The 12,869-nt window shown below is 70.1% G+C and carries 10 protein-coding genes; 5 read left to right on the top strand and 5 right to left on the bottom strand.

Translation table 11 applies throughout. The features are described 5' to 3' along the window. The first annotated feature begins 50 nt into the window (after positions 1–50). The 5 genes from CU254_RS23745 to CU254_RS23725 all read left to right on the top strand — a co-directional run bounded on the left by CU254_RS23745 (position 51) and on the right by CU254_RS23725 (position 4,287). Positions 51–719 (top strand): M23 family metallopeptidase, encoded by a 669-nt coding sequence (locus tag CU254_RS23745; protein ID WP_009080068.1) that lies wholly within the window; start codon positions 51–53, stop codon positions 717–719. Between the two features lie 73 nt (positions 720–792). After that, a complete protein-coding gene (locus CU254_RS23740) occupies positions 793–1,737 on the top strand; it encodes a cation diffusion facilitator family transporter (RefSeq protein ID WP_234392734.1) in 945 nt (314 codons plus the stop codon). An 84-nt stretch (positions 1,738–1,821) separates the two neighbouring features. Continuing rightward, positions 1,822–2,169, top strand: a complete 348-nt coding sequence (locus CU254_RS23735; RefSeq protein WP_037717808.1) for a BlaI/MecI/CopY family transcriptional regulator — start codon at positions 1,822–1,824, stop codon at positions 2,167–2,169. Then, entirely contained in the window at positions 2,166–3,065 is a 900-nt protein-coding gene (locus tag CU254_RS23730) for a M56 family metallopeptidase (RefSeq protein ID WP_009080064.1), read from the top strand. Before CU254_RS23735 ends, CU254_RS23730 begins: the two co-directional genes overlap by 4 nt. A gap of 34 nt (positions 3,066–3,099) precedes the next feature. Next, positions 3,100–4,287: an Ig-like domain-containing protein gene (locus tag CU254_RS23725; RefSeq protein WP_009080063.1), complete on the top strand. Its 1,188-nt coding sequence runs from the start codon at positions 3,100–3,102 to the stop codon at positions 4,285–4,287. Between the two features lie 45 nt (positions 4,288–4,332). On the opposite strand, the gene sbnA is transcribed toward CU254_RS23725, so the two are convergent. The 5 genes from sbnA to CU254_RS23700 are packed head-to-tail and all read right to left on the bottom strand — an operon-like array spanning position 4,333 to position 12,468. Beyond that, entirely contained in the window at positions 4,333–5,307 is a 975-nt protein-coding gene (gene sbnA, locus CU254_RS23720) for a 2,3-diaminopropionate biosynthesis protein SbnA (RefSeq protein ID WP_037714610.1), read from the bottom strand. A gap of 41 nt (positions 5,308–5,348) precedes the next feature. Next, complete coding sequence (sbnB, locus tag CU254_RS23715) at positions 5,349–6,416, bottom strand: 2,3-diaminopropionate biosynthesis protein SbnB (protein ID WP_009080061.1); 1,068 nt, start codon at positions 6,414–6,416, stop codon at positions 5,349–5,351. Next, positions 6,413–7,426, bottom strand: coding sequence for a TauD/TfdA family dioxygenase (locus CU254_RS23710; RefSeq protein ID WP_009080060.1), 1,014 nt, complete (start codon positions 7,424–7,426; stop codon positions 6,413–6,415). The genes sbnB and CU254_RS23710 overlap by 4 nt, the downstream gene beginning before the upstream one ends. A gap of 33 nt (positions 7,427–7,459) precedes the next feature. Next, complete coding sequence (locus tag CU254_RS23705; protein WP_009080059.1) at positions 7,460–9,934, bottom strand: amino acid adenylation domain-containing protein; 2,475 nt, start codon at positions 9,932–9,934, stop codon at positions 7,460–7,462. A gap of 32 nt (positions 9,935–9,966) precedes the next feature. Next, on the bottom strand, positions 9,967–12,468 hold the full coding sequence (locus tag CU254_RS23700; RefSeq protein ID WP_199841084.1) for a Pls/PosA family non-ribosomal peptide synthetase: 2,502 nt from the start codon (positions 12,466–12,468) through the stop codon (positions 9,967–9,969). Positions 12,469–12,869 lie beyond the last annotated feature (401 nt).

Here is a 12,869-nt window from a genome sequence, read left to right as displayed (position 1 = left end):
ACTATCCGGCGTAGTACTTGATCCCGAGGTCCGGCGAGAGGAGCACCGCGGTGCGGCGTTCGAACCGGGTTTCCGCCGGCGCTCGCGGCGGGCTCGGCGCGGGGCTCGTCCTGGCGGGCTTCGCGGGCGGGGCGGCGTTCGCGGCGGTGGCGCGGGCGGCTCCGGCTGAGCGCGAACGTGACTTGACAGCGACGGGCCACGAGGTGCTTCCGGTTTCCGCGCGTCCGCCCACGGCGGAGCTGGCGGTGCTGAAGTCCGCCGCCCAGGTCCGCGACGACCGGCTGCGGCGTGCCGAGAAAGCTCGCCAGGAAGCCGGACAACCCCGTGCTTACGCGCCGGTGACCGGCACGATCACCTCGAATTACGGCGCCCGCTGGGGAACGACCCACTACGGCCTGGACGTCGCGAACGCCATCGGCACGCCGGTCCGGACGCCGCTCGCCGGGACCGTGCTCGAGGCCGGTCCGGCGAGCGGGTTCGGGCTGTGGGTCCGCGTCCGGCACGACGACGGGACCGTCACGGTGTACGGCCACGTCAACCGCTATTCGGTTTCCGCCGGGCAGCGCGTGGCGGCTGGGCAGGCGATCGCCGAGGTGGGCGACCGGGGGCAGTCGACCGGGCCACACCTGCACTTCGAGGTGTGGGCGGCGGGGGAGCGCAAGACCGATCCGCTGCGCTGGCTGCGCGGGCTCGGCGTGCGGATCGCTCCGGGCGGGTGATCCCGGGTGGACGCAGGGCCGGAGCGTGCGCCACAATACATGCACGTTTCACTATATGTCAGGGACGGTGCGAGTGAGCGAGCACAACACGGGCCACGGCCACGGCCACGGAGTGACGGCGGGGGCGGACCGCAAGTGGCTGGTGCGGGCGCTGGTGCTGATCGTCGGGTTCATGGCCGTCGAGCTGGTGATCGGCCTGATCGCCGGGTCGCTCGCGCTGATCACCGACGCCGGGCACATGCTGACCGACGCCGCGTCGATCGTGCTCGCGCTGGTCGCGATCCGGCTGGCGGCGCGGCCGGCGAAGGGCGGGTTCACCTACGGGCTCAAGCGCGCGGAAATCCTGTCCGCGCAGGCCAACGGGATCACCTTGCTGCTGCTCACCGCGTGGTTCCTCTACGAGGCGGTCGCTCGGCTGATCGAACCGCCGGAGGTCCAGGGCGCGCTGGTGCTCGTGACGGCGCTGGCCGGGATCGTCGTGAACGTCGCGGCGAGCTGGTGCATCAGCCGGGCGAACCGGTCGAGCCTGAACGTCGAGGGCGCGTTCCAGCACATCCTCAACGACCTCTACGCGTTCATCGCGACCGCGGTGGCCGGCGCGGTCGTGTGGTGGACCGGATTCGCCCGCGCGGACGCGATCGCCGCGCTGGTCGTCGCCGCGCTGATGGCGAAGGCGGGCTGGGGCCTGGTCCGCGAATCGGGCCGGATCTTCCTGGAGGCCGCGCCCGCGGGGATCGACCCGGGGGCAGTCGGGGAGCAGGTGGCGTCCGTCCCGGACGTGGTGCAGGTGCACGACCTGCACATCTGGCAGATCACCTCGGGCGAGCCCGCGCTGTCCGCGCACGTGCTGGTGCGGCCCGCGGCGGACTGCCACGCGGTGCGCGCCGGGATCGAGGAGATCATGCGGTCCCGGCACCGGCTCGACCACACGACGCTGCAGGTGGACCACGTCGACGAGGACCGGGCCGAGCATTGCGAACGGTCGCACGGGCCGACGTACCGGTTCACCGGCCGCTGACCGCCACCCGGCCCGGCGCGGGCCGAAAACGAGGCGCACAGCAGCGAAGCAGACGCCGGACGAGCGAGCCCTAGGATGCGTGGCGTGCAAGGACTCGGCGAGCTGGAATCGGCGGCGATGGACGTCTTGTGGCGCGCGGGCGAAGCGCGCACCGTCCGCGAAGTGCTCGACGCGCTGAACCGGGACCTCGCCTACACGACGGTCCTCACCGTCCTTGACCACCTGCACAGCAAGGGCTGGGTGGAACGCGAAAAACGCAGCCGCGCCTACTGCTACACGCCGGCTCTCTCGCGAGAAGAGGCCGCGGCGCGCGCGATGCGGAACCTGCTCGCGGACGTCGGCGATCCCGAAGGAGTGCTGCTGCATTTCGCGCGGTCGGCGTCCGAGGGGGAGCGGGAAGCGTTGCGGCGCGGGCTGCGGAAGCGCTCGTGATCGTCTCCGCGGCGCTCGTCGCGACTGCGGCGCTGGTGGGGTGCTGCGGGCCGTTGTTGCTGCGTCGGATATTGCGCGCTCGGATGCCTGCGCCGCTGCGCTTCGTCGCGTGGATTCTGTTGCTGGGCAGCATGATCGCCGCCGGAGCCGGGGCGGTCGTGACGGCGTTCGGGCCGGGGCACGAACTGGCGCGGCAGGTGGTCGCGCGGCTGCGGCTCGACGCCTCGCGGCATCGCGAAGTGCTGCATCTGGACGAGGTGCTCGGCGTCTCCGGCGCGTTGCTCGCGGCGGGCGCGGCCGGGGCGTTCGCCCTGGCGGCTATCCGGCTCTACCGGCATCAGCTTCGTTTGCACGACCGGCATTTCGCGGACCTGTCGATCGTGTGCCGGGCGCGGGCGGGGGTGTGGTGGCTGCCGCTGGAGGAGAAGCTCGCCTACAGCGTCGCGGGAAAGCCCGGCCTCGTCGTCCTCTCCGAAGGGCTCGCGAAGGACCTCTCTGAAGCCGAACTCGCCGCGGTGGTCGACCACGAACGGTCCCATCTGCGCGGACGCCACCACCGCCTGGTCGGGTTCGCGCACGCGGTGGCGGCGGCGCTGCCGTTCGTTCCGCTGGCTCGGAGGTCGCCGGAGTTCGCCGCCGCCGCGGTGGAGTTGAGCGCGGACGCCGCGGCTGGGCGGCGGCACGGACCGGCGACCGTCAGCGCGGCTTTGCGCCGGATGCATGCGGTGCCTTCGTCGGCCGTCGCACTTCGCCTGCAGCACCTCGCCCGCGGCGATGACACCGCGTTGACCGGCCTTGTCGCCTTCGCAGCGGCCGCGTTACTCCCCGTGAGCACCGCCGCGGCCCTGATCGTCGCCGGAGCCTGGACGGCGGCTCCCGCCCTGCTCCGCGCCTGACCGGTATGACTACTATGTCCGGTAGTACTCGCGAATGGGGGCAGATCAGGTGCTGGGGAGAAAAACGCAGATCATCGCGGGGATCCTCGCCGGGCTGGCGCTGGCCGCGGGATGCACGTCCGCACCGGGCCCCGGTCCCGCCGCGGGCAACGACCCGAAGACCAGCGCCGCGGCCAAGCCCGCGACCCTCGACCTCGGGCCGAAGGACGGCTCGAACGACGTCGCGCCCGGCGAACCCGTCACCGCGGTCGCCGGGGGCGCCACGCTGAGCGAGGTCACCCTCGCGGCCGCGGACGGCACCCCGGTCCCGGGCGAACTGGACCCCGCGAAACAACGCTGGACCAGCAGCAAGCCCCTCGAATACCGCACGAAGTACACGCTCACCGCGCGTTCGGTCGGAGCGGACGGCAATCCGGTGACCCGCACGAGCACCTTCACCACCGCGACCGCCAAGGCGCAGGCCTACCCGTCGGTGATCCCGCTCGACGGCGAGACGACGGGCGTCGGCATGCCGATCACGGTCAAGTTCTCCGCGCCGGTCGCGGACAAGGCCGCCGCCGAGAAGATGCTCACCGTGACCTCCGACAAGCCCGCCACCGGCGCGTGGCGCTGGTTCGGCGACGACGAGGTGCACTACCGCACCAAGGAATACTGGCCGGCCTACTCCACGATCACCCTCGACATCAAGATCGCCGGCCGCGCGCTCGGCAACGGCGTGTTCGGCAAGGCCGACCGGAAGATCGCCTTCAAGACCGGCCCGTCGATCATCTCGAAGGTGTCCGACAAGGAAAAGCAGATGCGGACGTACCAGGACGGCCAGCTCGTCCTGACGTCCCCGGTCAGCCTCGGCAAACCGTCCGCGCGCAGCGTGTCCGGCACCATGCTGATCATGACCGTGCAGTCGCCGTACACCATGGATTCCAGCACGTACGGGGTGCCCACCGACTCGCCGGGCGGCTACCGCACCACGGTCAAGTACGCGCTGCGGCTCACCAACTCGGGCCAGTTCCTGCACTCCGCGCCGTGGTCGGTCCGGCAGCAGGGGCGCACCAACACCTCGCACGGCTGCCTCAACGTCAGCGTCGAGAACGCGAAGTGGTTCTACGAGAACTCCCATCGCGGGGACGTCGTGGTCGTGACCGACACCGGCGTGGACCTGAAACCGGGCGACGGCTGGACCGACTGGCGCTTCAGCTGGGAGGAATGGACGAAGCAGGTCTGACGGAGGGCGGCGCACCGGGGAACGGCCGGCGCGCCGCCGCGCGGGTCAGACGGACTGGCGGGGCCGGGGCGACAGCACGTCCTCTCCGTAGATGCCCTGCAGCCAGTTGGTCTGGTAGATCGTGTCGAGGTAGCGCTCGCCGAGGTCCGGGGCGACGGCCACCGCGGTCAGGTGGTGCGCGTCGTGTTCGGACAGCCAGCTCGTGGCGCCGCTGACCACCGTCCCGGTCGAACCGCCGAACAGGAACCCGTTGCGCGCCAGCCGGTGGCACGCCCGGACCGAATCCGGTTCCTCGACGAGGACCACGTCGTCCACATAGGACTCGTCGAGGATCGCCGGGCGCACACTGGTGCCCAGCCCGGGCAGCATCCGCCTGCCCGCCGGGCCGCCGAAGGTCACCGAGCCGACGCTGTCGATCGCGACGATCCGCACCGGCCGGTGCCACTGCCGGAAGAACCGCGCGCAGCCCATCAGCGTGCCGGTGGTGCCCGCGCCGACGAACAGCACGTCGAGATTCGGGAACGCGGCGGCGATTTCCGGCCCGGTGCGGTGGAAGTGCGCTCCCCAGTTGTCCGGGTTGGTGTACTGGTTGAGCCAGACGTAGCGCTCGTCGGAGGCGCACAGCATGCGCACGTGGCCGATGCGCGCCCCGAGGAAACCGCTTTCCGGGTCGGGTTCGGTGATGATGTGCACCTCGTTGCCGAGCGCCTCGATCGCGCGGCGCGTCGCCAGGTTGCAGCGGGAATCGGTGACGCACAGGAACTGGTACCCCCGGCTGGCGGCGATCATGCTGAGCGCGACGCCGAGGTTGCCCGACGACGATTCGACGATGATCGAGCCCGGCCGCAGCAGGCCGTCGCGTTCGGCCGCGTCGACCATCTCGGTCGCGGCCTTCAGCTTGATGGAGCCGGCGAAGTTGAACCCCTCGCATTTGAGGTAGAGCGAGTAGCCGAAGCTCCAGCGGAGGTCGACGTACAGCGCCTCCTCGTTGAAAGCTTCGGGAACGGTGATGACACGCACAGTTTTCTCCCCTTCAGGCAAAGCTCAGTGGCGGACGGCGGTCAGCCGTACCGGCGCAGTTCGTGGAAGAAGTCCTCGATGACGTGCAGTCCGCCGGCGTCGGACACTCTCTCGTGGACGAAGGCCCCGACCGCGAGGTCGAGAACGCCGAGCCCGAACGGCGAGAAGACCACCGGCCGGTCGGCGGGCGGGCTGACGCGGCCGGTCAGCACGTCGTCGAGGGTGCCGAGCAGGAAATCCCGGCTGCCGGTGCGCTGTTCGACGAGATGCGGCGACGTGTTGGCCTTGAGGCAGTGGTCGACGTCGTCCACGAAATTCGCCGACGCCAGCAGGACTTCCGGGGCCAGATCGCGCAAGGACACGTGCAGCACCAGCGGATGGTGCGAGAACCACGAGGGATCGTGCACGTGCGGTTCGCCCGCGATGGTCGCGAAGACCACCAGATCGCTGTCCCGGACCAGGCCCTCGGCCGTCTCGTGCACGCTGATTTCTCCGGCGAAGCCCGCCTGCTCCAGGTAGCCGCGGAACCCTCCCGCGCTGTCCGGATTCAGGTCGTGCACGTTGATCTCGTCGAACTCCCAGCCGGTCCCGGCGAGGAAGGTGTGGATGTAGCGGGCGATCAGGCCGACGCCGAAGAACCCGACGCGCCGCGGCCGCTGCCGGGTCCGGCTGAGCCAGTCCGCGGCGAGCGCGGCGGAGGCGGCGGTCCGGGTCGCGCTGATGATGGAGCTTTCCAGGCAGGCGAACGGATACCCGGTCGCGAGGTCGTTCAGGATCAGCACCGCCGACGCCCTCGGGATCCCCGCCGCGACGTTGGCCGGGAAGCTGGAAATCCACTTCAGGCCCGCGACGTTGGTCTTCCCGCCGAGGGAGGCGGGCAGGGCGATGATCCGGTCGGCCGGGCGGTCGGGGAAGCGCAGGAAATAGGAGGGCGGGTTGACCGAATCGCCGGAGCCGTGCACCCGGTAGGCGGTTTCGACGAGGTCGACGACCTCGCGTTCGCGCCCGGACAGCGCCTGCTGGACCTGGGCGCCGGAGATCACCGCGAACGGCGGCACGGCCGCCGGCTCCGCGGACGCGGATTCGGCGGCAGAAGCTTGCGTGGTCACTGGTTTTTCCCCTCAGCAGCGAGCGAGCAGTCGGAAAGCCGCACCGGGTCGGCCAGCCCGACGAGCACCTCGCGCGGGCCCTCGTAGGCCTCGCGGCTGTGCGCGGTGCGGACGTTGTCTACCAGCAGCAGGTCTCCCGCCTGCCACGGTTCGCGGACGGTGTGTTCCTCGTACACCTCGTTGAGCAGGTGCACGACGTCCTCGCCGATCGGGTCGCCGTTGCCGAAGCGCGTGTTGAACGGCAGGCCGTCGGCCCCGTAGATGTCGACCAGGTACTCGTGCACCTCGGGGGCCATCGTCCACTCGTTGAGGAAGGCGATCTGGTTGAACCAGCACGCCCGGCCGGTGACCGGATGCCCGACGACCGCCCGGCGGCGCTGCCGCGTGCGCAGGCCGCCGTCGGGCTGCCATTCGAACTCGATCCCGTTGGCGCGGCAGTACTTCTCGACCGCGGACCGGTCCTCGGTGCCGAACGCCTCGGCGACCGACGCCCCGATCTCGTCGTTGAAGCTCCGGGTGAGCAGCCAGCCGTCGCGTTCGAACCGGGCGCGCAGGCCGGCGGGCAGCGCGGCCAGCACGGCGGTGGAATCGCTGACCCCGGTGACCCCGCCCGAGGACGGCGGGCTGACGCAGGCGAACAGCAGCAGGCCGGGGAATTCGAGGGTGTAGCTGAGTTCGTGGTGCATGCACATCGGCTGGTTCGGCGGCCATTCCGTCGAGGAGTGCACCCCGCCCGGGTACGCCGTGCGCGGCGCGAACGCCTCCCGCTCGGTCGTGAGCAGGTCGGTCAGCCTCCCGAACACGGCCGCGACCGCGGTCCGGTCGGCGAGCCCGAGACCGCGGACGAGCACCGCGCCGTATTCGGCGACGAGTCTTCGCACCGTCTCCCGGTGCGTGCTCGCCCAGCCGGCCGGGTCGCCGCCCGCCTCGGCCCGCAGCACCGCGGGCAGCCCGGGACAGAAATCGGGCTCGGGCGGGGAAGCCTTCGGCAGGAATTTGGACAACGACATCGTGGAATCCCTTCGCTTTCCGCGGTTCGAGGGTCAGGAGGGGGAGCCGGACCGGCTGTCGATCAGCTCGGCCAGGTCGGCGAGCACGGGGTGCTTGGCGACGTCCTTGATCGAGACCGCGCGGTCGAGCGCGATCGCGAGCTTCACCGCGGACAGCGACGTGCCGCCGCGGTCGAAGAAGTGGTCCCGGCGGCCGACCTGGCCGGCCCGGATCCCGAGCACCCGCGCCCAGGTCTCGGCGAGCCGTTGTTCGGTGCCGGTGACCGGTGCGTCGTAGTCCTCTTCCGCGGCGTCGAGTTCGACGGCCAGCGCGGCGAGGTTCTTCTTGTCGATCTTTCCGTTGGCGGTCAACGGCAACTGCTCCCGCCAGTGGAACGCCGAGGGCAGCATGTATTCGGGCAGCGCGGCGCCGAGCTGTTCCCGCACCAGCTCGAGGTCGAGCTGCTCCCGGCTGGAGTAGAACGCGACCAGCCGCTTGCCCTGCCCGCGTTCGGCCACGACCACCGCGCCGTCGCGCACCCCGGGCACCCGCAGCAGCGTGTTCTCGATTTCGCCGATCTCGATCCGGAAGCCGCGGATTTTGACCTGCGAATCGCGCCTGCCGAGGAATTCCAGCTTTCCTTCCGGAAGCCAGCGGCCGTGGTCGCCGCTGCGGTAGAGCCGGGCGTCCGGACGGTGCGGGTCGGTGGTGAACGCCCGCGCGGTGCGCTCCGGGTCGTTGACGTAGCCGCGGCCGACGCACACCCCGGAGAACACGATCTCGCCGGGCGCGCCGAGCGGGACCGGCTGGAGCTGGTCGTCGACCACGTACACGCGCACGTTCTGCACCGGCGGCCCGAGCGGCACGCGCTCCCGCGTCGGCGCGCGGTCCATCACCTCGTGGTTGGTGTCGTCCGAGGTTTCGGTGAGGCCGTACGCGTTGACCAGCTTGATGTCCGGCATCGTGGCGAACCAGCGCTGCGCCAGCTCGGTCTTGAGCGCCTCGCCGGTCACCGAAACGCAGCGCAGGTCCGGCAGCGCGACCGGGTTCTTGTCCACCGCGGACAGGACGACCTCGAGATACGACGGCACGACCTGCAGCACCGAAACCCCGCCGCGGCCGAGTTTGTCCACGAACCGGTCGGCGTCGAGGATCGCGTCCTGTTCGATCAGCAGCGTCCTCCCGCCGACCAGCAGCGCGGAAACCAGCTGCCACAACGAGATGTCGAAGCACTGCGGCGCGACCTGCGCCACCACCGAATCCTCGGTGATGCCGAGGTCGTTGATCTTGGCGTAGAGGTGGTTGACCATCCCGGCGTGCTCGCACATCGCGCCCTTCGGCTCGCCGGTGGAGCCCGAGGTGAAGTAGATGTAGGCGAGCTGGCCGGCGTCGACGGCGATGCCGAGGTCGTCTTCGGAATGGTCCTCCTCGTACGCGGCGTCCACGAACAAGGTGCGCACGCCGGGCAGCGATTCGACCGCCTTGCGCAGCGTGGTCGTGCTGCCCGGTTCGGTCAGCACCAGTTCGCAGTCGGCCCGCCGCAGCGTGGTCGCGATGCGGTCGGTCGGGAAATGCGGCTCGATCGGCAGATACACCCCGCCCGCCTTGAACACGGCGAGCACGGCGGCCATCCAGTCCAGATTGCGTTCGGTCACCACCGCGACGACGCCCTCGCGGCGCAGCCCGCGCGCCACCAGAGCCCTCGCCAGGCGGTTCGCGCGCCCGTTCAGCTCGCGGTACGTCCACTGCCGGTCGCCGTGCACCGCGGCGATCGCGTCCGGATTCCGGGCGACGCTGCGCTGGAACAGCTCGTGGCAACGCAGGTCCGGCACCTCGACGTGCGGTCCGGCGAGCCCTTCCAGCTGCAGCTTGAGCTCGGCGGCCGACAGCAGCGTCGTTTCGCGGTGCGGGGCGGTGACGTCGGTGCGGATCAGCGTGAGCGCGCTCAGGTGATAGCCGAGGATGCGTTCGGCCGCTTCGGAATCGAGCACCTCGGTGCGGAAGCGGAGCCGGAGCGTCTCGAGATCCGGCGAGACGTCCAGCCGCAGCACCGTGTCCCCGGCGAGGTCGCCGGCGGTGCCGGTCGGGTCGAAGACCGTTTCGAACGGCGGCGCGAGGATGCCGAGTTCGGCGCGCAGCTCGTCGACCGGGAAGTCCTTGAAGGCCAGGGTCTGCGCGTCGATCCGCGCGACGTACTCGATCAGCTCGCGCCAGGTCCCGGATTCGGTGCTCAGCCGGCAGGGCAGCGGCGCTCCGCCCGGTTCGGCGACGTAGCCGGTGCACACCTCGGCCTCGCCGGACAGGGCGGCGAGGACCTTGGCGTGCGCGGCGAGCAGCACCGAGCTCAGCGGCACGCGCAGCCGGTCGGCCAGCTGCCGCAGCGCGGCGCCGGTCCCCCGGGGGACCGGCGTTTCGTGGTCGCCGACGGCGGAGCCGGCGTCCAGCGTCCAGCGCGGGACGCTGGTGCGGCCGCCGGCGGCGAGTACTTCGCGCCAATGCTCGCGAACCGCTCCCAGTCCGGTTCTCATGGCTTTTCCTTCCCGTGGTTGTCGGTGGTCCGTCACGATTTGCCCGCCGGCAGGCGGCGGGCCGCCCGGATCTCCTGCGCGGGGTTTCCGCCCCACTGCGCGTGTTCCGGGACTTCGGCGCCCTTCATGAGGAAGGAATCGGGGGCGAGGCTCGACCCGTCGCCCATCGTCACGCCGTAGTGCACCAGCGCTCCGACGCCGACCGTGCACCCGTTGCCGATGGAGATGCGGTCCATCTTGAAACCGCCGTCCTCCTGCGAATGGCACTGCACGACGGAGCCGGCGTTGAGCGTGACGTCGTCTCCCATGCGCACCAACGTCTTTTCGATGATCATCGCCCCGTCGTCGAACAGCCGCTTCCCGACCTTGACGCCCAGCAGCCGCCATACGGCGCGCTTGAACGGGGTCCCGTCGAACGCGCGCAGGTGGGCGTTGGTCGCGGCCGCCTTCCAGAACCGTTCCTGCCGCCAGAACCGCCGGTCGTAGATCGAGCACGAGACCGGGCGCAGCGGCCGGACGAGGACGGTGATCCGTTCGACCGCGACGAAGTAGACGACGCCGTACAGCAGGAAGGCCAGCGTGTCGATCGCGAACAGCGGAGGGCCGATCAGGTCGTAGTAGACGTCCGAGGCCCAGGTGAGCAGCAGCAGCCCGTAGAAGAACAGCCACTGGGACAGCGTGTACAGCAGCATGCCCCCGGCGTTGTGCCGCGTCTTGGCGGCCAGCCTGCGCCGGAATTCCTCCGGCGTCTTCGGGTGGTCGAACTGGCTGTCGCGCTCCACCGAGCGCGGGATCTCGAAGCTGGGGGAGCCCAGCAGCCCGACGCCCTCGCGCACCGGGCCGTCGAGCGGCACCAGGACCTTCGTGGCGAGCAGGCAGTTGTCGCCGGTCCTGGCCCCGGCCGGGTAGACGACGTGGTTGCCGAGGAAGTTCCGCGCCCCTACGCGCACCCGGGAGAGCCGGAAGGAGGTGCTGGTGTACTCGGCGTTGACCACCGAGAGGCCGTCGGCGATCATCGTGCCCGCCCCGGCCTCGAAGAGGTACGGGTTCTCGTATTTCTCCTCGAGCCCGAAATTGGACCCGGTCTGTTCTTCCTTGGAGACCTTGCAGCCGGCCGCGCGCAGGAAGTGCACGATGGCCGAGCTGTCGCCGAGGAGGGTTTTGAAGAACCGCGGGTTCGTGAGCACGCGGATGGCGCGGTGTGCGGTGTAGCGAAGGGTGTAGAGGCGGTAGACCTCACCGGGTTTCAGGGCGAGGTTCAGCAGCCGCGGCACGAGCGTGACGATCAGGAAGCCGGCGAGCCGCAGGCCGAAGTACAGGATGAAGGAGACGACGAGGGCTTTCCAGTAGAACTTCGGGTAGGTGAAGTCGATGACGGCCGAGCCGAGCCCCATCGCCGGGCTGAGGTTCGGCAGCGTGGTCAGCACGAAGGCGAGCAGGCCGAGCACGAACGGGGCCAGGAAGAACACCGCGGTCAGCGCCTGGCGCACGGCGAAGAACGCCCGCCGGACGCTTCCGCAGGCGCGCGGTTCGACCCGCCGGTACTGCACGTCGGCGGGGACGGCGGGCACGCCGTGCCAGCTCTGCCCCCGCGGCACCGCCTGCCCGGCGTGCAGGGACGAGGCGTGCCCGAGCTGGGCGTGGTCGCCGATCCGGGTCTCGACGTCGAGGACCGACATCTCGCCGACGTACGCGTGCGCGCCGATCGCTACCGGTCCGGTCCGGATCACCCCGCGCTCCGCGCGATACGTGGGGAAGAAGGTGTCCTTGCAGACCACCGTGCCTTCCCCGACGGTGAGCAGGTCGGTGCACACCGGCACGTGCCGCGAAAAGATCGTGACGCCCTTGCCGATCTTCGCCCCCAGCGCGCGCAGGTACAGCGAGTAGAGCGGGGACCCGGCGAAGAGCGGGACCAGCAGGTTTCGCTGCACGAGCGTCTTGACCACCCAGAACCGGACGTAGCCGAGGCTCCACACGCGGATCTCCGCCGGTTTCCACCGGCCGACGAGGAGCCATTTGAGCGCGATCGGAAGGGTGCACAGAATCACCAGCACCGCGGCGCCGAAACCGACCGCGCGCAGGTAGTAGGAGAGCACGCCGGAACCGGCCAGGATCCAGTCGGTTCCCGCGCCGAGCACCTGGGCCACGAGGAAGGAATAGGCCAGGAAGACCGCCAGCTGCAGGATTCCGCAGCCGAGGTATTCGAGCCGGCTCGCCCGCTTCGGCGGAGCCGCGGGGGCCGGCTCCGGCTCCTCGGCGGGGGCTTCGCCGGTCTCGGACAAAGCGGAGACGAGACTCGCGATGGTCGGATTCCGGTAAATGTCCTTGATGGAGACGGCGGGAAGATCGGCACGCTTGCGCACTCGTGCGCAGAACTGTGCCAGCACGAGCGAGTTGGCCCCGAGATCGGCGAAGAAGTTGCTGTCGGCCGAGACGTTTTCCTGCCCGGTGACGTCGGCCATCACCTGGGCGAATGCTTCCTCGGTGTCGGGTGCCGGACCGGGGCGGGCGGTCGGGTACTCGGTGAGATCCATATTCCTCATCATCGGTGGATGTAACGCCGACGTAACCTACGGACGTCGGTGTTGACAATTTCGTGACCTGTTCGATGCGCGTTTCGGTTGACAAATACGGCACGCGCCTGGATTGAGGTCTAGACCACGTGAAGAGCCATTAATCTGGCAAAGAGGACCAAAGCCGTGAATGCCCTTTGTTTTTCCACGTCCGGTGGCGGTTGTCGACGGATCCGGGAAATTCCGGCGAGGGCTTCCGGGGAAGTCTGATCGTCGTCGTGCATTTACCGCAAACCTGTCCTCCGCACGGGCGATGGTACCAGGATTTCCCCGCTTTCGGGGTCCGGATTCCCCGGTTGGCGCACGCCGAACTGCTCCGCAGGGGTGAAATCCGTGGCGCGACGAGTGGGGTTCGGCGGGGA

Source organism: Amycolatopsis sp. AA4, from assembly GCF_002796545.1.
GTDB lineage: Bacteria > Actinomycetota > Actinomycetes > Mycobacteriales > Pseudonocardiaceae > Amycolatopsis.
The sequence above is the reverse complement of the archived record's forward strand: the minus strand, read 5'-3'. Positions and strand labels throughout refer to the sequence as shown.

What these genes read in the sequence shown, in the direction of transcription:
- CU254_RS23725 (WP_009080063.1), top strand. Translation starts at nt 3,100, where the DNA reads ATGGGGGCAGATCAGGTGCTGGGGAGAAAAACGCAGATCATCGCGGGG.
- CU254_RS23700 (WP_199841084.1), bottom strand. Translation starts at nt 12,468, where the DNA reads ATGGATCTCACCGAGTACCCGACCGCCCGCCCCGGTCCGGCACCCGAC.
- CU254_RS23710 (WP_009080060.1), bottom strand. Translation starts at nt 7,426, where the DNA reads ATGTCGTTGTCCAAATTCCTGCCGAAGGCTTCCCCGCCCGAGCCCGAT.
- CU254_RS23705 (WP_009080059.1), bottom strand. Translation starts at nt 9,934, where the DNA reads ATGAGAACCGGACTGGGAGCGGTTCGCGAGCATTGGCGCGAAGTACTC.